The organism is Longimicrobium sp., assembly GCF_036399255.1.
Lineage (GTDB): Bacteria > Gemmatimonadota > Gemmatimonadetes > Longimicrobiales > Longimicrobiaceae > Longimicrobium.
This window is the reverse complement of record NZ_DASWNM010000057.1, coordinates 12154-34003: the sequence shown is the minus strand read 5'-3', so window position 1 is coordinate 34003 and position 21850 is coordinate 12154. Positions and strand designations below refer to the sequence as shown.

Genomic DNA, 21850 nt, shown 5'->3' with positions numbered 1-21850 from the left:
CAGTTGTATCGTTGCCTACGGCGCGCGCAGCCCGACCCGGAGCGCAGCGGAGGGACACGCCCACATTCGCCGTTCGTCCTTTTGGTTCCGGCTACGCCGGGTTAGGGAATAGGGAATAGGGAATAGGGAATAGGGGACAGGGGACAGGGGACAGGGGACAGGGGACAGGGGACAGGGGACAGGGGACAGGGGAGTACCAACTTCGCCAAACCTGTCATTCTGAGGGAGGCGCCGCGCAGGGCTTTCCGTCCGCCCGAGAGCATGGCGCCGACCGAAGAATCTTTGTCGGGAACGGCAGGACCTGTCCGTCACGGTGTGTTCCCGGGCGATGCCCGGGAGAGAGTTCCGCGCGAGGGGAGGGAGGCTCCGCGGATTGGGATGGGCCGGGGCGGTACCACCGTTCCGCCAAACCTGTCATTCTGAGGGAGGCGTCGCGCAGGGCTTTCCGTCGCCCGAGAGCATGGCGCCAACCGAAGAATCTTTGTCGGGAACGGCAGGACCTATCCCTCACGGTGTGTTCCCGGGCCATGCCCGGGAGGGGGGTTCGCGCGAGAGGAGGGAGGCTCCGCGGATTGAGGGTGGCGGATTGGGATGAGGATGGGGTGGTACAAGGTCTCGCCAAACCTGTCATTCTGAGGGAGGCGCCGCGCAGTGCTTTCTGTTCGCCCTGAAGCATGGCGCCGACCGAAGAATCTTTATCGGGAACGGCAGGACCTGTCCGTCACGGTGTGTTCCCGGGCGATGCCTGGGAGAGGATTCCGCGCGAGGGAGGGAGATTCTTCGGCCGCGCTACTGGCTCCGCGGCTTCCCCAGAAGCGCGGGGTGGGCGCTTCCTCAGAATGACAGGTGTTTCCGCGGAATTGGGGCCGGGGCGGTACCACGTCTCGCCAAACCTGTCATTCTGAGGGAGGCGCCGCGCAGGGCTTTCCGTCCGCCCGAGAGCATGGCGCCGACCAAAGAATCTTTGTCGGGCACGGCAGGACCTGTCCGTCACGGTGTGTTCCCGGGCGATGCCCGGGAGAGGGTTCCGCGCGAGGGAGGGAGGCTCCGCGGATTGGGGGTGGCGGATTGGGATGCGGATGGGATGAGGATGGGGTGGTACCACGTCCCGCCAAACCTGTCATTCTGAGGGAGGCGCCGCGCAGTGCTTTCTGTTCGCCCTGAAGCATGGCGCCGACCGAAGAATCTTTATCGGGAACGGCAGGATCTGTCCGTCACGGTGTGTTCCCGGGCGATGCCCGGGGGAGAGCTCCGTGCGAGGGGAGGGAGATTCTTCGGTCGCGCTACTGGCTCCGCGGCTTCCCCGGAAGCGCGGGGTGGGCGCTTCCTCAGATGACAGGTGTTTCCGCGGAATTGGGGACGGGGCGGTACCACGTCTCGCCAAACCTGTCATTCTGAGGGAGGCGCCGCGCAGGGCTTTCCGTCCGCCCGAGCGCATGGCGCCGACCGAAGAATCTTTGTCGGGAACGGCAGGACCTGTCCGTCACGGTGTGTTCCCGGGCGATGCCCGGGAGAGGGTTCCGCGCGAGGGGAGGGAGATTCTTCGGTCGCTACTGGCTCCGCGGCTTCCCCGGAAGCGCGGGGTGGGGCGCTTCCTCAGAATGACAGGTAGTTCCGCGGATTTGGGATGGGGAGGTAAGGCGGCGGGATCCTGCCGTCGCGCGGGGTTCCCGGGCGCTGCCTGGGGAGGGCTCCGCGGATTGGGGTGGCGGATTGGGATGGCGGGACCGACCTGGATTGTTGACGCACATGCGCGCCCCACGCGGGCGCTGAAGGACCCATGGACCGCAAGAACGTAGAAGACCTGTACCCGCTGTCTCCGCTGCAGCAGGGAATGCTGTTCCACACGCTGTACTCGCCGGGCTCCGGCGCGTACGTCGAGCAGACCGTGCTGGTGCTGGCCGGCCGGCCGCGCGCGGCGGAGCTTCGCCGCGCGTGGGAGCTGGTGACGGAGCGGCATCCCATCCTGCGCACCGGCTTCGTGTGGGAAGGCGTCCCCAAGCCGCTGCAGGTGGTCTTCCGCAAGGTCGACCTCCCCTTCGTCACCGAAGACTGGAGCGGGCTGCCGGCGGAAGAGCGGGAGGCGCGGTATCAGCGGTTCATGGCCGACGACCGGGCGCGCGGCTTCGACCTGCTGCGCGCGCCGCTGATGCGCTTTGCCCTCATCCGCACCGCGCCCGGCGAGCACAGGCTGGTGTGGACGTCGCACCACGTCCTTACCGACGGCTGGTCGCTGCCGCTGGTGCTCAACGACTTCATCGCGCTGTACGACGGGCTGCTGCGGGGTGCCCCGCCGCGGCTGCGCCCGGTGCGGCCGTTTCGCGAGTACATCGCCTGGCTCAACCGGCAGGACGCGGCGGCGGCGGAGCGGTACTGGCGCGCGCGGCTGGCCGACTGGGAAGCGCCCACCCCCCTGCCGCTGGACCGCGCCCCCGCCCGCGCCGGCCAGCCCGCGCGCGACCACGCCATCGCGGAGCTCCTGCTTCCCCCCGACGCCGTGGCGGCGCTGGACGATGCCGCGCGGCGGATGCGGGTGACCGCCAGCGCCGTCCTGCAGGGCGCCTGGGCGGCCGTGCTGGCGCGGATGACGGCGGCGGAGGACGTGGTCTTCGGCACCACCGTCAGCGGGCGGCCGCCCGAGCTGCCGGGGGTGCAGGAGATGGTGGGGATGTTCATCAACACCATCCCCGTGCGCGTGCGGGTGGACGACGGCGCGGAGGTGGGCGACTGGCTGCGTGGCATCCACCGCGCGCACGCCGCCGCCGGCGAGTTCGAGCACGCGCCCCTGGCCGACGTGCAGAAGTGGGCCGGCGCCCGCGCCGACGCCGGGCTCTTCGAGACGCTGCTGGTCTACGAGAACTACCCCATCCCCATGGGCGGGGACGACGAGGACGACGGCCCCCAGCCGGACGGCGCGCTGGAGCTGGTGGGGATGGAGGGCACCGAGCGCACCGACCTGCCGCTTTCCCTGGCCGTGGCCCCCGCGCCCGGCGGAATGCGCCTTTCCGCCACCTTCGACCAGGGCCGCCTGCACGCCGACGATGCGCGCCGCATCTTGGCCGGCCTGGCGGAAGTCGTCGGCCAGATCACCGGCGGCGCGGCGGCGCGCGTGGCGGAGCTGTCGCCGTTCACCGACGACGAGCGGCGCCGCCCGCTGGCGTGCTGGTCCGGCCGGGTGGCGCCGCCGGTGCGCGAGACGATCCCCTCCCTCTTCCGCGCCGCCGCGTCCGCATCCCCGGACGCCGTCGCCGTGCGGGCGGAGGACGCCACGCTGACGTACGCGCAGCTGGACGCGGCGGCCAACCGCCTCGCGCACCACCTGCGGGCGCTGGGCGTGGGGATGGACGGCCGGGTGGGCGTGTCGATGGAGCGCTCGTCGCGGCTCGTCGTCGCGCTGCTGGGCGTCCTGAAGGCCGGCGCCGCGTACGTGCCGCTGGATCCCACCTATCCCCCGGAGCGGCTGGACTACATGCGCCGCGACTCCGGGACCGGACTTGTCCTGGTAGATGGGGACGCCCCGGCGTGGACGGCGGGCGCGCGCGTGGTCTCCCTGGCGGCGGACGCGGCGGAGATCGATGCGCAGCCGGGGGAAGATCCAGGGCTGGCGTACGATCCCGAGGCGCTTTCGTACGTAATGTACACCTCGGGCTCCACCGGCACCCCCAAGGGCGTCGCGGTGCCGCACCGCGCCGTCGTGCGGCTGGTGCGCGGGTCCGACTTCGCCCGCTTCGGGGCGGACGAGACCTTTCTGCTGCTGGCGCCCGTCGCCTTCGACGCGTCCACGTTCGAGATCTGGGGCGCGCTGCTGAACGGCGGCACGCTCGCCGTCCATCCGCCGGAAGTGCCGGACCCGGCGCGGCTGGGCGCGTTCCTGCGCGCGCGCGGCGTGACCACGCTCTGGCTTTCCGCCGGCCTCTTTCACCAGGTGGCGGATGCGGACCCGGCCGCCTTCGCGGGCGTGCGGCAGCTGCTGGCGGGGGGCGACACCGTCTCGCCCGCGCACGTGCGGCGCGTGCTGGACGCGTGCCCGGGGCTGCGGGTGATCGATGGCTACGGGCCCACGGAGAACACGACGTTCACCGCCTGCCACACCGTCCGCGCCGAAGACCTGGAGCGCGGCGCCATCCCCGTGGGCCGGCCGGTCGCGGGGACGCAGGCGTACGTGGTGGATGCGCGGATGCGCCCCGTCCCCGCGGGCGTGCCGGGCGAGCTGTACGCGGGCGGCACGGGGCTGGCCCGCGGCTACCTGGGGCGCCCCGCGCTGACGGCGCAGTCGTTCGTCCCCGATCCCTTCTCCGGCGTGCCCGGCGCACGCCTGTACCGCACCGGCGACCGCGCGCGCTGGCTGGACGACGGCACGCTGGAGTTCGGCGGGCGGCTGGACCAGCAGGTCAAGATCCGCGGCTTCCGCATCGAGCCGGGGGAGATCGAGGCCGCGCTCCGTGCGCACCCCCAGGTGGGCGACGCGGTGGTGGACGCGCGCACGGACGGCGCGGCGGGGCGGCGGCTGGTGGCGTACGTCATCCCCCGCGACGGCGCCGCCCCCTCCGCCGCGGAGATGCGGGACGCGCTGGCCGGGCGGCTTCCCGCGCACATGGTCCCCTCCGCCTTCGTGGTGCTGGACGCGCTGCCGCTGACGCCCAACGGCAAGGTGGACCGCCGCGCCCTTCCCGAGCCGGAGACGGAGGCCGGCGCCGGCCCCGCGCCCCGCACGCCCACGGAAGAGGTGCTGGCCGGGCTGTGGAGCGAGGTGCTGGGCATCGCCCTGCCTGGCCGCGACGACGACTTCTTCCACCTGGGCGGCCACTCGCTCCTGGCCACGCGCCTCGCCTCCCGCATCCGCCAGGCGTTCGCGGTAGAGGTGCCGCTGCGCGCCGCGTTCGAGGCGCCCACGCTGGCGGCGATGGCGGAGCGGGTGGACGGGGCGCTGCGCGGCGCGGCCGGCGTCGCCTTTCCGCCGGTGACGGCGGTGGGCGGCAACGACCTGCCGCTCTCGTTCTCGCAGGAGCGGCTCTGGTTCTTCGACCGGCTGGAGCCGGGGAACAGCGTCTACAACATCCCGTTTCCCACGCGGCTCGTCGGCGCGCTGGACGTGGACGCGCTGCGGCGGGCGCTGGGCGAGATCGTCCGCCGCCACGAGACGCTGCGCACCAATTTCGTGGAGGTGGACGGCCGCGTGGTGCAGCGCATCCATCCCCCGCGGGACGTTCCGCTGCCGGTGGACGACCTTTCGATGCTGGCGGAGGACGCGCGCGAGGCGGAGCTGCTGCGGCGGCTGGAGGCGTGGACGCTGCTGCCGTACGACCTGGCGCGCGACCCGCTGCTCCGCGCCGGCCTGGTCCGCCTGGCCGGCGACGAGCACGTGCTGCTGGGCGCCATGCACCACATCGTCAGCGACGGGTGGAGCATGGGCGTGTTCTGGCGCGAGCTGGCGGTGCTGTACGAGGCGTTCGCCGCCGGCCGGCCCTCGCCGCTGCCGCCGCTGGCGCTGCAGTACGGCGACGTGGCGGTGTGGCAGCGGCGGTACCTGGACGGCGAAACCGTGCAGCGGCAGGTGGAGTGGTGGCACGAGCGGATGAAGGGCGCCCCCGCGCTGCTGGAGCTGCCCACCGACCGTCCGCGCCCCGCCATCCAGAGCTACCGCGGCGCGCTGCTTCCCGTGGTGCTGCCGGCGGAGCTGGCGGAGGGCGCGCGGGGCGTGGCGCGCGGCCAGGGGGCCACGCTGTTCATGGCGCTGGTGGCCGCGTGGAGCGCGCTGCTGGGCCGCTGGGCCGGGCAGGACGACGTGGTGGTGGGCATGCCCATCGCCGGGCGCACGCAGCGCGAGACGGAAGAGCTCATCGGCCTGTTCGTCAACACGCTCCCCATCCGCGCCCGGCTGGACGGCGCCCCCTCGTTCCGCGCGCTGCTGGGCCGCGTGCGCGAGGCCACCCTGGGCGCGTACGCCCACCAGGACCTGCCGTACGACCGGCTGGTGGAGGAGCTTCGCCCCGGGCGCAGCCTTGCCCACGCGTCGCTGTACCAGGTGATGCTGGCCTTCAACAACACCACCGGCGGCGAGGCGCTGGACCTGCCCGGTCTGCGGCTGGAGGGGGTGGCGGAGGCGGGCGGCGTGGCGCGGCTCGACCTTACGCTCAGCCTGGCGCCTGCGGCGGACGGCGGGCTGCACGGCACGCTGGAGTACGCCACCGACCTGTTCGACGCCGCCACGGCCGAACGGCTGGTGCGCCACCTGGAAACGCTGCTGGCCGCCGCCGTCGCCCAGCCCGACGCGCCCCTGTCGTCGCTCCCCCTGCTGTCGGAGGACGAACAGGCGCGGCTGGCGGCGTGGAACGCCACGGAGCGCGGCTACGCGCCCGGCTTCGTCCATCACGCCATCGAACGGCAGGCGATGGAAACCCCGGACGCCGTCGCGCTGACCTTCGAGGGCGCGCACGTCACCTATGCCGACCTGGACCGCCGCGCCAGCCATCTCGCCCACCGCCTGCGCCGCGCCGGCGTGGGCCCCGAGGCGCGCGTGGGATTGATGCTGGAGCGCTCGCCGGAGATGGTGATCGCCATCCTGGCCGTGCTCAAGGCCGGCGGCGCGTACGTCCCGCTGGACCCCGGCTATCCGGCGGAACGCCTGGCCTACATGCTGGCGGACGCGCGCGTAGCGGTGCTCCTGACGCACTCGAATCTCGCGCACCTGGCCGGCGACTACGCCGCCCCCGTGCTGTTGCTGGACGCCCCAGAGGATGACCTCCGCTCCGAAGCGCAGGCTATTCCCTATTCCCTGTTCCCTATTCCCTCTCCCGAGGGCCTGGCCTACGTCATCTACACCTCCGGCAGCACCGGCCGTCCCAAGGGCGCCATGAACGCGCACCGCGGAATCTGGAACCGCGTGGTGTGGATGCAGGACGAGTACGGGCTGGACGCCTCGGACGTGGTGCTGCAGAAGACGCCGTTCTCGTTCGACGTGTCGGTGTGGGAGTTCCTGTGGCCGCTGACGGCCGGCGCGCGGATGGTGCTGGCCCGCCCCGGCGCGCACGGCGACCCCGCGTACCTGGCCGATCTCATCCGCGCGGAGGGGGTCACGACGCTGCACTTCGTCCCCTCCATGCTGCAGGCGTTCCTCGAGGCGCCGGCGCTGGCGGAGCGCTGCGCCTCCGTCCGCCGGGTGATGGCGTCGGGCGAGGCGCTGCCGGCGGACCTGGTGGCGCGCTTCCATGCGCGCATGCCCTCATCCACCGAGCTGCACAACCTGTACGGCCCCACCGAGGCGGCCGTGGACGTGACGTACTGGCCGTGCGCGGCGGATGAAGAGCGCGCCTCCATCCCCATCGGCCGCCCCGTAGCCAACACGCGCATCCACGTGCTGGACCGGCGCGGCGCCCCCGCGCCGGTCGGCGTGCCGGGCGAGCTGCACATCGCCGGGGTGCAGGTGGGGCGCGGCTACCTGGACCGCCCCGCGCTCACGGCGGAAAAGTTCGTCCCCGATCCCTTCTCCGCCGGTCCCGGCGCGCGGATGTACCGCACGGGCGACCTGGCGCGGTGGCTGGCGGACGGCACGCTGGAGTACCGCGGCCGCATGGACCACCAGGTCAAGGTGCGCGGCTTTCGCATCGAGCTGGGCGAGATCGAGGCGGCGCTGGCCGCGCACCCGGCGGTCCGCGAGGCCGTGGTCCTGGCGCGCCAGGACCGGCCGGGCGATCCGCGGCTGGTGGGATACGTCGTTCCCGCGGATGGGTCGGTGGACCTGGACGCGCTGCGCGGCGGGGTGCGCGGGCGGCTGCCGGAGTACATGGTCCCCTCCGCCTTCGTGCTGATGGCGGATGGATTTCCGCTCACCCCCAGCGGCAAGGCGGACCGCCGCGCCCTTCCCGCGCCCGACGCGGCGGACGGGGCCGGCTTCGTGGCGCCGCGCACGCCCACGGAGCAGGTGCTGGCGGCGCTGTGGGCCGGGCTGCTGGGCGTGGAGCGGGTGGGCGCCGCGGACGAGTTCTTCGACCTGGGCGGCCACTCGCTGCTGGCCACGCGCGTGGTGTCCGCCGTGCGCGAGAGCTTTGGCGTGGAGCTGCCGGTGCGCGCCGTCTTCGAGCATCCCACGCTGCAGGCGCTGGCGGCGGAGGTGGACCGCGCGCTCCGTGCGGACGGCGCGGCCGAGGCGCCGCCCATCACCCCCGTGCCGCGCGACGGCGGCCTGCCGCTGAGCTTTGCGCAGGAGCGGCTGTGGTTCGTGGACCGGCTTGAGCCCGGCAGCCCCGTCTACCACATGCCGCTGCACTACCGGCTGACGGGCTCGCTGGACGCGGACGCCCTGCGCCGCGCGCTGGCCGAAGTGGTGCGCCGCCACGAGTCGCTGCGCACGTCGCTTCCCTTTACGGGCGAGGCCCCGGTGCAGCGCATCGCCGCGTCGGTGGATGTGGAGCTGCCCATCCACGACCTGCGCCACCTGGCGGACGAGGCGGAGCGCGACGCGGCGGCGGAGCGCTTGATCGACGAGGTGTCGAACCGCGCCTTCGACCTGGAGCGCGGGCCGCTCTTCCGGGCCGCGCTGGTGCGGATGGCGGATGACGAGCACCTGCTGGTCATCACCCTGCACCACGTGATCGCCGACGGGTGGTCCATCGGCGTGCTGTGGAGCGAGCTGTCGGCGATCTACACCGCGTTCGTGGAGGGGAATCCGTCGCCGCTGCCGGAGCTGCCGGTGCAGTACGGCGACTTTGCGCAGTGGCAGCGCGGCTGGCTTGTCGGGGACGAACTGGAGCGGCAGCTGGCCTACTGGCGCCGCCGCCTGGCCGGCGCGCCGCCGCTGCTGGAGCTGCCCACGGACCGCCCGCGCCCCGCCGTGCAGACGTACGTGGGCGCCGAGGCCGCCATCCACCTGGAAGGCGCCGACGCCGAGGCCATCCGCGCGCTGGGCCGGCGCGAGGGATCGACGCTGTTCATGGTGCTGCTGGCGGCGATGAACGTCGTCTTCTCACGCCTGGCCGGGCAGGACGACGTGGTGATCGGCACCCCCATCGCCGGGCGCACGCGGGCCGAGACGGAGGGGATGATCGGCCTCTTCCTGAACTCGCTCGCCCTGCGGACGGACCTGAGCGGCGAACCCACCTTCCGCCAGCTGCTGCGCCGCGTCCGCGAGGCCACGCTCGAGGCGTACGCGCACCAGGACCTCCCCTTCGAGCGCATTCTCGAGGAGCTGTCGCCCGAGCGGTCGCTGAGCCATTCGCCGCTGTTCCAGGTGATGCTGAACCTGGCCAACTTTGGCGAGGGCGACGTGTCCCTGCCGGGCATCGAGGTGCAGGGCATCGTCACCGACGCCGCGCTCGCCAGCAAGTTCGACCTTACGCTGTACGCCGCCGAGGGGCCCGACGCCATCGGCATGTACCTGGTCTACAACACCGCCCTGTTCGATGCGGATCGCGCGCGCATCATGCTCGCCCAGATCGTCGGCGTGCTGCGCCAGGCGGCGGAAGATGCCGAGCAGCCCATCGCCCGCCTCTCCCTGCTGACGGACGACGCGCTCCCCGTCCTCCCCGATCCCGCCGCCGCGCTGTCGGCGGAGTGGCGCGGCAGCGTCCCGCAGATCTTCGCCGCCCACGCCGCCCGCACCCCCGACGCGCTGGCCGTGGAGGATCCGCGGGAGCGCTGGACCTACGCCGAGCTGGATGCCGACACCACCCGCATCGCGCATCGGTTGATCGCGGACGGCGTCGCGCCGGGAGACGTCGTCGCCATCCTCGGCCACCGCTCCGCCGCCCTCGTTCGCGCGCTGCTGGGGACGATGAAGACGGGCGCCGCGTTCCTGGTCCTGGACCCCGCGTATCCGCCCGCGCGCCTGGCCGAGTACGTCCGCATCGCCCGCCCCACCGGCTTCCTCCCCCTCGTCGCCGCCGGCGAGGTTCCGGCGGAAGTGGTGGATGCCCTGCGCGAGACCGTCGTGTCCACGCACCCGCTCGACATCCGCCGAGTGGATTTTGTGGACAAAGCGGCCAACTCTGCCGGCGCGCACCAACCTCCCCCAGCAGTTTTGGGGGAGGTGGCGAGCCTAAGCGAGCCGGTGGGGGCGCCTGCCCGTGGCCCGACATCGTCCGAAGCGCAGATTGCCCCGCAGGTCGAGATCGGCCCCGGCTCGCTGGCCTACCTGTCGTTCACGAGCGGCACCACGGGCAAGCCCAAGGCGGTGATGGGCCGCCACGGCTCGCTGACGCACTTCACGCCCTGGCTGGCGGAGCGCTTCGAACTGGGCGCCGCCGACCGCTTCAGCCTGCTGTCCGGCCTGGCGCATGACCCGCTGCACCGCGACGTGTTCACGCCGCTGCAACTCGGCGCCGCGGTCGTCGCCCCCGATCCTGACGAAGTGGGCACCCCCGGCTACCTGGCGCAGTGGATGCGCGCCGCTGGCGTCACCGTCGCGCACCTGACCCCCGCAATGGGCCAGCTGCTCACCACCTCCAGCGATGAGCAGACGGCGGACGTTCCGCATCTGTCTGACGCGCCGCGAGCCCAGCCGCACACCCAACCTCCCCCAGCAGTTTTGGGGGAGGTGGCGAGCCTAGGCGAGCCGGTGGGGGCGCCCGCCGCCGGCACCGCATCGTCCGAAGCGCAGCCGCAGTTTGCGGAGCGAGGAGGCCGTGGGGATGGCCCCTCGTCCACCGTCGATTCGCTTCGCCGCGCCTTCTTCGTGGGCGACGTGCTCACGCGCACCGACGTGGCGCGGATGCATCGTCTCGCGCCGAACCTGACCGTCGTCAACTACTACGGATCGACCGAGACCCAGCGCGCCGTCGCCCACTTCGTCGTTCCGCGTGATCTCGATCAGCTCGCGAAGGACATCATCCCCGTCGGCACGGGCATCCCCGACGTGCAGGTGCTCATCCGCAACGCAGCGGGCGAGCGCGTGGGCATCGGCGAGGTGGGCGAGATGTGGATGCGCAGCCCGCACATCGCGCTTGGATACCTGGGCGATCCGGAGCTGACCGCCGCGCGCTTCGTCGCGAACCCCTGGACCGGCGACGCGGCCGATCCGGCCTACCGCACCGGCGACCTGGGCCGCTACCGCCCGGACGGCGTGGCGGAGATCGCCGGCCGTGCGGACCAGCAGGTGAAGATCCGCGGCTTCCGCATCGAGCCGGGCGAGATCGAGGCTGCCCTGCGCGCCCATTCCGCCATCCGCGACACCGTCGTCGTCGCCCGCGGCGATGCGGACGCCAAGCGGCTGGTCGCCTACGTCGTCGCGGAAGGCGATGATGCGCCGACCTCGGACGTGCTGCGCGAATGGCTGCGCGGGAGCGTGCCGGACTACATGGTGCCGTCCGCGTGGGTCTTCCTCCCCGCGCTGCCGGTGACGCCCAACGGCAAGGTGGATCGCAAGGCGCTGCCCGAGCCGGAGGCGGACACTGCTCGCCAGTTCGTCGCGCCGCGTACGCAGACGGAAGCGACGCTGGCGGAGATCTGGGCCGGGCTGATGAGCGTGGAGCAGGTGGGCGCGGAGGACGACTTCTTCGCGCTCGGCGGCCACTCGCTGCTGGCCACGAAGCTGGTGGCGCGCGTGCGTGACCGCTTCGGCGTGGAGCTGCCGCTGCGCATGCTCTTCGAGGCGCCGGTGCTCGCCGCGCTGGCGGCCCAGATCGACCAGCGCGCGGGGGGCGAGCGCGGACCGGAGGCGCCGCCGCTCGTCCACATTCCGCACGAAGGCACCGCGCCCGCGTCGTTCGCGCAGGAGCGGCTCTGGTTCGTCGACCGGATGGAGGGCGGCGGCGCTGTCTACCACATCCCGACCGCGCAACTGCTGACGGGCCCGGTGGACGCCGAGGCCATGCGCCGCGCAGTGGAAGAGGTGGTGCGCCGGCACGAGACGCTACGGACCGCGCTTCCCGAGGTGGACGGCGTGCCGGTGCAGCGCATCTCGCCCCCGGGCCGCGTGGAGGTGCCGTTCATCGACCTCTCCTCGTTGGCGGAAGAGGAGCGCGACGCGGAGGGCGCGCGGCTGGCGGAGCAAAGCGCCAACGAGCCGTTCGATCTGGAGAACGGCCCGCTCTTCCGCGCCTCTCTGGTGCGGCTGTCGGAGGACGAGCACCTGCTGCTGGTGAACCTGCACCACGCCATCGGCGACGGCTGGTCGATGCGCGTGCTGCTGGGCGAGATCTCCACGTTCCACGCCGCCTTCCTCCGCGGCGAGCCGTCGCCCCTGCCGCCGCTGCCGATCCAGTACGCGGACTACGCGGCGTGGCAGCGCGCGTGGCTTTCCGGCCCCGTGCTGGACGCGCAGCTGTCGTACTGGCGCGATGCGCTGGCCGGCGCGCCGCCGCTGCTCCATCTGCCCACCGACCGCCCGCGTCCGCCGGTGCAGGGCCACCGCGGCGCCTCCGAGGCGCTGTTCCTGGAGCCCGCCGAGGCGGCGCGCGTGCTGGCGCTCGCCCGCGGTGAAGGCGCCACGCTGTTCATGGTGCTGCTGGCCGCGCTGGACGTGGTGCTGGCGCGCTGGTCCGGGCAGCAGGACGTGGTGATCGGTACGCCTGTGGCCGGACGTACGCGCTCCGAATTGGAGGGGCTCATCGGCCTCTTCCTCAACTCGCTCGCGCTGCGGACGGACCTCTCGGGCGATCCGTCGTTCCGCGCCTTGCTCGGTCGCGTGCGGCAGGCCACGCTGCAGGCGTACGCGCACCAGGACCTGCCCTTCGAGCGCATTCTGGAAGACCTGAAGCCGGAGCGCAGCCAGGCGCACACCCCCGTCTTCCAGGTGATGCTGAACCTGCTGAACTACGGGGATGGCGGATCGGCCGCGCCGGAAGGCGAGATGACCTCGCTGGGTGCCGGCGTGCAGCTGGCCAGCAAGTTCGACATCACGCTGTACGCGGCGGAGATGGAGGGCGGGATCAGCCTGCACGCCGTGTACGACGCGGACCTGTTCGACGCCGCGCGGATGCGCTCTCTGCTGGCGCAGATCGCCGGCGTCCTCCGCCAGTCCGCGGACGACGCGGACCGCCCCGCGACCGCCCTCACGCTGGTGACGGAAGAGGATCGCGCGGTGGTGGACACGGACGCATCCCCCGTCGTCGTTCGCACCCGCGCGGGCGAGCCGGCCGGCATCGGCGAACTGGGCGAGGTGTGGATGCGCGGCCCCGACGGCGCGCTCCGGCCGATGGGTGGCGCTGGCCGCTACCGCCCCGACGGTTCGGTAGAGTTGGCGACGGCACCGGCGCCCGCTCCCGCCATGGATCTGAAGGCTGTCGTCGTTCCCCCCTCTCCGCGAGGAACGAGCGGGGAGGGGCCCACCGCGACATTCTCGCAGACGGAGCGCGCCATCGCCGCCATCTGGGGCGAGGTGCTGGGAGTCGCGCCGGAGCGCATCACCGCGGACGCGGACTTCTTTGCGCTGGGCGGGCACTCGCTGCGGGCCACGCAGGTGCTGTCGCGCATCCGCGCGCGGCTGGGTGTAGCGCTCCCCATCCGCGCCTTCTTCACCACGCCCACCGTCGCCGCGCTGGCGTCCGCCGTGGACGCGCAGGTACCGCCTGCATCCACCGAAGCATCCGTATCGACCGAAACCGCCACGGCGACGAGCCCGGCGGAATCCGCACTCCCGCACTCACGCACTGACGCACTCACGCACTCCGTGGCCGACGCACAACCGCACTCCGTGGCCGACGAACCCCCGGCCTATCCCCCCGGCGTCTACCCGCTGTCGTTCGCGCAGCAGCGGCTGTGGGTGCTGATGCAGCTGGGGAGCACCGCCGCGTACCACCTGGCCTCCGCGCTGCGGATGACGGGGGAGCTGGACGAGTGGGCGCTGGAGCGCGCGCTGGACGAGCTGGTCCGCCGGCACGAGACGCTGCGCACGCGCATCGAAGTGCGCGACGGCACCCCGGTGCAGGTGGTGCAGCCCCCGCGCCCCCTGCGCCTGCGCACCGAGGACGTGCGCCCCGCCGCGGACGAATCCGTGGACGACGCGCTGCGGCGGATGGCGGAGGAAGAGGCGGCGCGGCCGTTCGCCGACGGCGGGCCCTTCCTGCGCGTGCGCCTGCTGCGCGCCGCGGACGACGACCACGTGCTGCTGTGGACCGTGCACCACCTGATGGCCGACGGGTGGTCGCTGGGCATCTTTCAGAACGAGATGCTGGCGCTGTACCACTCGTTCGTGACGGACGCGGACTCGCCGCTGGAGCCGCTGCGGGTGCAGTACGGCGACCACGCGCTGGCGCAGCGCCGCGAGCTGAGCGGCGGCGCGCTGGACGCGCTGGTGGGCTGGTGGAAGGACCGGCTGGCCGGCGCGCCCGCGCTGCTGGAGCTGCCCACGGACCGCCCGCGCCCCGCCCAGCCCAGCGGCGAGGGCTCGTCGTTCTGGTTCGACTTTCCCGAGGGGACCGCGGCGCGCGTGGCCGGGCTGGCGCGCGCGCGGGGCGCCACGCCGTTCATGGTGCTGCTGGCCGCCTTCCAGGCACTGCTCTCGCGCTGGTCCGGGCAGGACGACGTGGTGGTGGCCACCCCCATCGCCAACCGCACCCGGCCTGAGCTGGAGCCGCTCATCGGCTTCTTCGCCAACACCCTGGCCCTGCGCGGCGACCTCTCCGGCGATCCCACCTTCGACGCGCTGCTGGCGCGCGTGCGCGAGGCCACGCTGGGCGCCTACGAGCACCAGGACGTCCCCTTCGAGCGGCTGGTGGAAGCGCTGAACCCCGAGCGCTCGCTGAGCCACGGCGCCATCTTCCAGGTGATGTTCGCGCTGCAGAACGCGCCGCGGGCGGAGGGCGGCGCGCCGCTGCAGGGGCTCACCCTTTCCGGCCTGCCGCGCGCCCGCGAGACGTCGCAGTTCGACCTGTTCCTGGCGGTGCACGAGTTCCCGGACGGCCTGGCCGCGCGGCTGGAGTACGCCACCGACCTGTTCGATCCCGCGTCCATGGAGCGGTTCGCCGAGCAGTTCGTCCGCCTGGTGGATGCCGCGCTGGATACCCCGGACGCGCCGGTCGCCGCGCTGCCGCTGATGGACGACGCGCAGCGCCGGACGCTGCTGGACGACCTTGCCGGCCCGCGCCGCCCGGTCCCGGACGCGCCGCTGCACGGGCGCTTCGAAGTGCAGGCCCGGCGCACGCCGGACGCGGAGGCCGTCGTTTTCCGCGACACCGCGCTCACCTACGCGCAGCTGGACGCGCGCGCCAACCGGCTGGCGCACCACCTGCGCGCCCGCGGCGCCGGGCTCGAGGTCCGGGTGGGCATCTGCCTGGAGCGGTCGGTCGAGACGGTGGTGGCCATCCTGGCCGTGCTCAAGGCCGGCGCCGCGTACCTGCCGCTGGATCCCGCGTACCCGGCGGACCGCCTGGCGTACATGCTGGAGGATTCGGGCGCGTCGCTGCTGGTGACGCAGTCGTCGCTCGGCGCGCTGCTCCCGGCGGCGGAGGTGCGGACGGTGCGGGTGGATGACGACGCGGCGGCCATCGCCGCGGAGCCGGCGGACGCGCCGCGGGTGCGGGTGGATGCGGGGAACGCCGCCTACGTCATCTACACCTCCGGCTCCACCGGCCGGCCCAAGGGGGTGATGGTGACGCACGCCTGCGCGGCGAGCTTCCTGGAGGGGATGGATGACCGCGTCGGGGGGCCGGTGCCGGGAACGTGGCTGGCGGTGACGCGCATCTCCTTCGACATCCACGTGCTGGAGCTGGTCTGGACGCTGGGCCACGGCTTTCGCGTGGTCGTGCAGCCCGAGGTGGAGCAGGCGGGCGAGGGCGAGTCGGTCGCCGCGCAGATCCGCCGCCACGGCGTCACCCACCTGCAGTGCACTCCGTCGCTGGCGGGAATGCTGGTGGCGGAGTCCGGGGCGGAGGGGCTGCGCGGGCTGCACCGCTTCATCCTGGGCGGCGAGGCGCTGACGCCCGTGCTGGCGTCGAGGCTGGCGGCGGTGCTTCCGGAGGGGGGCCTGATCAACATGTACGGGCCCACCGAGACCACCGTCTGGTGCACCACGCACCCGGTCGCCGCGGACGCGGAGGGCGTCGTCCCCATCGGCCGGCCGACGGCGAACATGCGCGCGTACGTGCTGGACCCCGCCGGGCGCCTGCAGCCGCCCGGCGTCCCCGGCGAGCTGTACCTGGCCGGCGCGGGGGTGACGCGCGGCTACCTGGGCCGGCCCGCGCTCACCGCCGAGCGCTTTCTTCCCGATCCGTTCGGCGGGGAGCCCGGCGCGCGGATGTACCGCACCGGCGACCGCGCGCGGGGCCGGCCCGACGGCGCGCTGGAGTACCTGGGGCGCACCGACTTCCAGGTAAAGGTGCGCGGCTTCCGCATCGAGCTGGGCGAGATCGAGGCCGCGCTCCGGCAGCACCCCGCCGTCGCCGAGGCGGTGGTGGTGGCGGTGGGCCAGGACCAGGAGGCGCGGCTGGTGGCGTACCTCACCGCCGCCGAGGGATCGGCGGTGCCGCCGGACGCGGAGCTGCGGCAGCGGCTGTCGGCATCCATGCCGGACTACATGGTGCCGTCCGCCTTCGTGGCGCTGGAGTCCATCCCCCTTACCCCCAGCGGCAAGGTGGACCGCCGCGCGCTCCCGGCGCCGGACGCGCCCGCGGCCGGCGGCTACGTGGTGCCGCGCGACGTGACGGAGCTGGAGGTGGCGCGCATCTGGTCCGAGGCGCTGGGCGTGCCCCGCGTGGGCGCCGCGGACGACTTCTTTCGCCTGGGCGGGCACTCGCTGCTGGCCCTGCGGATGATGACGCGCATCGCCGAGCGCTTTGGGCGCGAGCTGCCGCTGGCGGCGCTCTTCCGCAACCCCACCGTGGCCGCCTTTGCCGCCGCCCTGCGCCACGAAGGCGCCGGCGCGGACGACGGGCGCCTGCTGGTGACGCTGAACGCCGGGGGCGCGCTGCCGCCGCTCTTCTTTCTTCCCCCCGCCGGCGGCACGGTGACGCACTACGCCGACCTGGCGCGGCACCTGGGGCCCGAGCAGCCCTTCCTGGCCCTGCACGCCCCCGGGCTGACCGGGGACGAGGCGCCGCTGGAGAGCGTGGAGGCGCTGGCGGCGCGCTACGTGGCGGAGATCCGCGCCGCGCAGCCGCACGGCCCCTACTGGCTGGGCGGCTGGTCCGCCGGCGGCGTTCCCTCGTTCGAGGCCGCGCGCCAGCTGCGCGCCGCGGGCGAGGAGGTGGCGCTGGTGGCCATCATCGACGCCGCCGCCCCCGACGGCGGGCAGAAGACGGCGCCGCCCGACCGCGTGCAGCTGTTCCGCGACTTCGCCTCCGGCGTGGTGACGGAGGACGAGGCGCTGCTGGACGCGCTGGTGGCGGAGCTACGGTCGCTGCCGGAGCCGGAGCACCTGGCCGCGCTGTCGCGGTGGATCGCGCGGCACGGCGGGCAGGTGATGGACGCCGAGCTGGAGCGGGTGGGGCGGTCGCTGACCGTGTTCGCCGCCACCGCCCGCGCCGTGTTCGCCTACCGCGGCCCGCCGCCGCTGGACGTGCCCGTGGCGCTGTTCGTGGCCGCCGAGGGCAAGCCGGAAAAGGGGATGGGCCCGGACCTGCTTCCCCCGCGCTGGCGCCCGTTTACGACCGGCGAGCTGATCGTGCACGTCGTCCCCGGCCCGCACCTGGAGATGGTCCTGGACCCCGCCGCCGAGGTCCTGGGCGCCCAGCTGTCGGAAGTCCTGCGGCAGGTGCGGGGGCGGCGCTCGTCGTGACGGCGTGATCCAGGCAGGGTAAACGTTGATAGAGCGAGTCCGGGGAAAGCACCTGTCATTCTGAGGGAGCGCCCACGCCGGGCTCGCGGAAAAGCACGGAAGAGCACGAAGGAGAAACCTGTCCTCTTGTCTTCTCCGTGTCCTCGGTGTGACGACGAATCCGGGAAAACAACACCTTCATGCGTACAGAGGAACAGAGTCAGACAGAGGAACCCGGATGATATCCTGGCTTGCTTTCTCTGTCTGACTCTGTTCCTCTGTACGATTATTCTTTTTCAGGATCTGGTCTGCGGATGAGACGGCCTGTAGGGAATGCATAATCGGGCTGAGAATCTGGATCAGAATGACAGTTTCGTGGAGCGGGTAGAACACGGAGGGCGCGGAGACGAACTCTCCGCGCCCTCCGCGTGTGGTCATGGATGCTGAATTTTGCTGCTTGCGGCCTATGGATGCGTCTTTCGTGTTCTACGGCAGGGGGTACACGCGGACCTCGCCGGATTCGGCGACTTCAATCACGGTGTTCACCATGTCGAGTGGCGGATCGACGGCGCTGATCGCGCTCAGAGCCAGCTCGAACGCAGTGATCTGCGCCTGCCGGGGAACGTTCGGCAGCACGACGGCTCCGGGATGCACCTCCTCCCGCCGCAGCATCGGCTCGAAGTCTTTCCAATTGTTCGTCACGATGGTCAGGTCCTCCGCGCGCATGAACGCCAGCAGCGCCTGGTCCTCCCGGCTTTTCCACTGGCGATACTGCACGTGGTGCGCAACGTATCCAAAGCGGTTGGCCACCTCCACCAGCTTCGGCGTCAGGCATTCGTCGATCAGGAACTGGATCACGGCCGCTTGACCGTCAGCGCTCGCCGGTGCGCAGATCCTCCGGCCGGAAGACGTGCGTCGGCGCCTGCGCCTGCCACGGCGCCTGCCGTGGGCGCCCGCGGCGCGGATAGAGCTCCGCGTAGCGGGGTGCGATGTCGAGCGACGCTTCCGTCAGCGCCGGGTAATCCTCCAGGATCTCTTCACGCGGCACTCCCTGCCGAAGAAATTCGGCGATCATGAAAACGGGGACGCGCGTGCCGCGAAACACCGCCTCGCCTCCACGGATCAACGGGTTCTCTTCTACCTCGTCCTTGATCTGTGCGATCTCGTCGAGACGGGAACGCACCTGCGCCAGAGGTTCGCCAATGTCCAGCTTCACGTTCCCCTCCATCTCGATGACCTGTGGCATTCCATCTAGACGCGCACCCATGAGGCGCCGGTACACCTCTTTTCTGCCCGACGAGGACAGCAGCCTCTGGATGCGCAGATAGACGAGCTCGGGACCGCCGATCATCCGGCCCGGCGGATCGGTGCGGCGGCGCGGCTTGCGCGTGCGGATCTCGCGGCGGTCGATGGCCTGGTTCACCGCGCTGCGGGATACGCCGGCCACGTACGCGGCTTCGTTCACCGTCGTCACGATCTCCGTGTGCGCTCGCCGCTCGACCATCGGCACTGTCTCGCTCATAAATTATCCTCAGTTGATGAACAATTTACCGGCGATGCGGGGGACTACGCAACCTCGTACGGTATCCGTGTGCGGCGCATGGATCGAATCGCCGTGCGCGCGGGTAGTTGGCGCGTCCACCGCCGCGCGCTCCCTCCATCCCCGGCGCGCCATCCGGAAGTTCCACCCAGATCCCGGTCCGGCCATGCGACGCAGCGTCCTTTTCCCGGCCGTGCTTTCCCTGGTGCTCGCGCCCGCCGCCGCACGCGCGCAGTTCGCCACCGGCGGGTTCGTGATGGCGGGGCAGGGCGGCGGAGGCACCGCGCTCATGGAGCCCCGCTTCAGCGTGGAGGGCGGATACGTGCTGGAGGCCAGCGAGGGCGACGGCCCGTACTTCGGCGGGCGGTACACGCTGGGGATGCACCGCTTTCGCGCCGACGAGCAGGGGCTGCGCGACCGCTACGCCAACGGCGCGGGCACGGTGGAGGGCGGCGGCGGCACGCTGTACGACACCGGCGGCGACGTGGAGGTGGGGTTCGCCCTGAGCGTGGTGCGCGTCTACGGGTTCACCGGCATCCACTACTACCAGCAGTACCACGACCCCGCGACCATCCGCTCCGGCGGCGACGAGGTGGAGGTCATCCGCCGCCGCCGCGAATCCATCAGCAACGGGCGCGGCGTGGGCATTCACCTGCGGCTCACCGAAACGGGCGCCGCGGTGGCCGAATGGTATCGCGGCGGCGGCCAAGACGGCGTGATGCGCCTGTCCGGCACCCGCTTCGGCCTGCGCTGGGCGTGGTAGACGTCCCGGTACTCATGCTTCTCTACATTGCTTCGAGACTGATATGGGCAACGGCACCATCTTCATGATCGACGAGCAGAACCAGCCTGTCGAGCTCAGAGAAGAGGCTTACAAGCAGGAAAAAGATCTTCAGGAGCTGATCGCGGAAATCCCCCAGCTCCTGGCAGGCGACGAGATGGGCGCCGGAACGCCTCGGCGGTGGCTGCTGGTTACGCGGGAGATGCCCGTCAGGGTAGAGGACCAAGCATACGGTTATCTGGACCTCCTGTTCCTGGACCAGGATTCCGTTCCCACTCTGGTAGAGGTCAAGCGCAGCTCCGACACGCGGATCCGTCGTGAGGTGGTTGGTCAGATGATGGACTATGCCGCCAACGCCGCGCGTGACTGGCCGGTAAAGCGGATGCGCGAATACTTCGACCGGCGGTTCCGTGACGAACCCGAAGGTGCCGATCGCGCCTTGTCGAACTTCCTTGGAGATACCGATCCCGAAGCGTTCTGGGAACGCGCGAAGACCAACCTGGAGGCCGGCAGGGTGCGCCTCGTTTTTGTCGCGGATGTAATCCCGGCGTCGCTCAAGGCCATCATCGAGTTTCTGAATGGGCAGATGGACCCGGCCGAGGTGCTGGGCGTCGAGGTGCGCCAGTATGCCAGCGGGACCTTGCGTACGCTGGTGCCGCGGGTAATCGGCCAGACGGCGACGGCTGAACGCAAGAAGGGCCGCTCACAGGCCGAACAGTGGACCCTGCCCCGGTTTCGCGAACGGTTGAAGGAGAGGAAGGGGGCAGCCGCGGTCGAGGTCGCGGATCGCATTCTGGAGTGGGCGCGGGAGCGGATGCCCGACTTCTGGTACGGACGCGGAACGATGGACGGCTCCATCATCCCGCGGCTGTACGTGAATGGGCGCCGCTACCTGTTCTTCACGCTATACAGCTACGGCTCCATTGAACTCGCCCCCCAGTGGATGAAGCCGATGCCGGGATTCGAAACCGACGAGCGGCGTCGCGAGTTCCTGGAGCGGATCAACGCCATCCCCGGCGTATCGGTGCCCGTAGACGCGATTGCGAGGCGGCCGTCGTCCCAGATGCTGCTGCTTCAATCGGACGAGGCGCGGCGGGCGTTCTTCGACGTGATGGAGTGGGCGATCTCGGTCAGTCGCGAGGGCGCGGCGCGGTGGAATGCGTCGGAAAATCCGGAAGAGGCGGCGCGAGCGTTGGAGGAGTCGATTTCCAGAATGAGCGCTACGTGAACGTCCTCCGCACGCCGGACGAGCGGTTCGCGAACCTGCCGGGGTGGCCGTTCGCGCCGCGGTACGCGCAGGTGGACGGGCTGCGCATCCACTACGTGGACGAAGGGCCGCGCGACGCGCCGCCGGTGCTGATGCTGCACGGCGAGCCGCCGTTGTCGTGCGGTGGATGCGCGGGCTCGACGTTCGATGACGGCTTAGGATAGGGGGCGGGAACACCCCCGCTCCGGCGCCTACCAGTGGGCTTGCCGCTGCCGCGCAGGGTGGTCATTCTGTGGACGAGGACGGAGAATCAAGCCAGCGTGCCCCACGGACGGATGACCATCGACTACGCGGACTTCGACAAGGTGGAGATGCGGGTGGGGCGGGTGCTGCGCGCCGAGCCGTTTCCCGAGGCGCGCAAGCCCGCCCTCAAGCTGTGGATCGACTTTGGCCCCGAGATCGGGATCAAGAAGAGCAGCGCGCAGATCACCACGCACTACACCCCCCAGTTCGTCGTGGGCGGCCTGGTGATCGCCGTCACCAACTTTCCCCCGCGGCAGATCGGCCCGTTCATGTCCGAGGTGCTGGTGCTGGGCGTGCCCGATCCCGACGGCGCCGTGGTCCTGCTGGGGCCCGACCAGGAAGTCCCCCTCGGCGGCCGGGTCTTCTGACCGCCGGGCGGTTCGTCCACAAGCG

6 protein-coding genes and 1 pseudogene are annotated in these 21850 nt (G+C 71.9%); 5 read left to right on the top strand and 2 right to left on the bottom strand.

Annotation, left to right across the window (positions count from 1 at the left end; genetic code table 11):
- Window positions 1-1780: 1780 nt before the first annotated feature.
- Window positions 1781-17647, top strand: coding sequence for a non-ribosomal peptide synthase/polyketide synthase (locus tag VGC13_RS09390; RefSeq protein ID WP_331124982.1), 15867 nt, complete (start codon window positions 1781-1783; stop codon window positions 17645-17647).
- A gap of 465 nt (window positions 17648-18112) precedes the next feature.
- Here VGC13_RS09390 and VGC13_RS09385 read toward each other — a convergent pair whose 3' ends face one another.
- Entirely contained in the window at window positions 18113-18484 is a 372-nt protein-coding gene (locus VGC13_RS09385) for a DUF5615 family PIN-like protein (protein WP_331124981.1), read from the bottom strand.
- Between the two features lie 13 nt (window positions 18485-18497).
- Window positions 18498-19148, bottom strand: a complete 651-nt coding sequence (locus VGC13_RS09380) for a DUF433 domain-containing protein (RefSeq protein ID WP_331124980.1) — start codon at window positions 19146-19148, stop codon at window positions 18498-18500.
- A 184-nt stretch (window positions 19149-19332) separates the two neighbouring features.
- Between VGC13_RS09380 and VGC13_RS09375 the strand changes: the two genes are divergently transcribed.
- The 4 genes and pseudogenes from VGC13_RS09375 (at window position 19333) to VGC13_RS09360 (ending at window position 21825) form a co-directional block, all read left to right on the top strand.
- The gene (locus VGC13_RS09375; RefSeq protein WP_331124979.1) at window positions 19333-19929 is read left to right on the top strand and encodes a hypothetical protein; all 597 of its coding nucleotides are present in this window, start codon (window positions 19333-19335) and stop codon (window positions 19927-19929) included.
- A 43-nt stretch (window positions 19930-19972) separates the two neighbouring features.
- Window positions 19973-21175, top strand: coding sequence for a hypothetical protein (locus VGC13_RS09370; RefSeq protein ID WP_331124978.1), 1203 nt, complete (start codon window positions 19973-19975; stop codon window positions 21173-21175).
- A pseudogene (locus tag VGC13_RS09365) lies at window positions 21172-21324 on the top strand (haloalkane dehalogenase); the annotation flags it as partial. The gene VGC13_RS09370 and the pseudogene VGC13_RS09365, both read left to right, overlap by 4 nt.
- Before the next feature lie 165 nt (window positions 21325-21489).
- Window positions 21490-21825 carry a tRNA-binding protein gene (locus VGC13_RS09360; RefSeq protein ID WP_349264196.1) on the top strand — a complete coding sequence of 112 codons (336 nt, stop codon included), beginning with the start codon at window positions 21490-21492 and terminating at the stop codon, window positions 21823-21825.
- Window positions 21826-21850: the final 25 nt, after the last annotated feature.

What these genes read in the sequence shown, in the direction of transcription:
- VGC13_RS09380 (WP_331124980.1), bottom strand. Translation starts at nt 19,148, where the DNA reads ATGAGCGAGACAGTGCCGATGGTCGAGCGGCGAGCGCACACGGAGATC.
- VGC13_RS09390 (WP_331124982.1), top strand. Translation starts at nt 1,781, where the DNA reads ATGGACCGCAAGAACGTAGAAGACCTGTACCCGCTGTCTCCGCTGCAG.
- VGC13_RS09370 (WP_331124978.1), top strand. Translation starts at nt 19,973, where the DNA reads ATGGGCAACGGCACCATCTTCATGATCGACGAGCAGAACCAGCCTGTC.
- VGC13_RS09375 (WP_331124979.1), top strand. Translation starts at nt 19,333, where the DNA reads ATGCGACGCAGCGTCCTTTTCCCGGCCGTGCTTTCCCTGGTGCTCGCG.
- VGC13_RS09360 (WP_349264196.1), top strand. Translation starts at nt 21,490, where the DNA reads ATGACCATCGACTACGCGGACTTCGACAAGGTGGAGATGCGGGTGGGG.